The organism is Neisseria sp. P0021.S007, assembly GCF_051956855.1.
In genome coordinates this window covers 1-540 of record NZ_JBQCXA010001050.1, presented here as the reverse complement: position 1 = coordinate 540, position 540 = coordinate 1, and the positions used below count along the sequence as shown (strand labels likewise).

The 540-nt window shown below is 53.9% G+C and carries 1 protein-coding gene; it reads left to right on the top strand.

Annotation, left to right across the window (positions count from 1 at the left end):
• Window positions 1-432 (top strand): ABC transporter permease subunit (locus tag ACTHUR_RS17465; RefSeq protein ID WP_440399981.1); only part of this gene is annotated, 432 nt, incomplete at its 5' end.
• Between the last annotated feature and the right edge of the window lie 108 nt (window positions 433-540).

The window sequence follows — 540 nt, the reverse complement described above, 5'->3', positions numbered from 1 at the left end:
TTGCTGCTCTATCCGCAGTGGACGGCTTCGCTGTGGCTGCTGACCGCGACTTATGCGCTGTTGGCGTATCCGTTTGTGGCCAAAGATGTATTGGCCGCATGGGATGGTTTGCCCAAAGATTACGCGGCGGCGGCGCGTACCATGGGCGCAAACGCTTTTCAGACGGCCTGTTATGTAACCGCGCCTTTATTGAAACCGGCCTTACGGCGCGGCCTGACTTTGGCTTCGGCAACGTGTATCGGCGAATTTGCGGCCACATTGTTTCTGTCGCGCCCCGAATGGCAGACGCTGACCACTTTGATTTACGATTATCTCGGACGCGCTGGTGCGGACAATTACGGACGGGCGATGGTGTTGACGGCGGTATTGACCGCTTTGGCTTTGACGGCATTTTTGCTGGTGGACGAAGCAGAAGGGCAAAAGGCCGTCTGAACGTGGTTGGCTCAAGCTCCCTTCACTTTCACTACACTATTGCCACGCCTTGTATCGAAAATTGATTGAATCCGCTATATAATTTGTTTTTAACCGCACTCAACACGA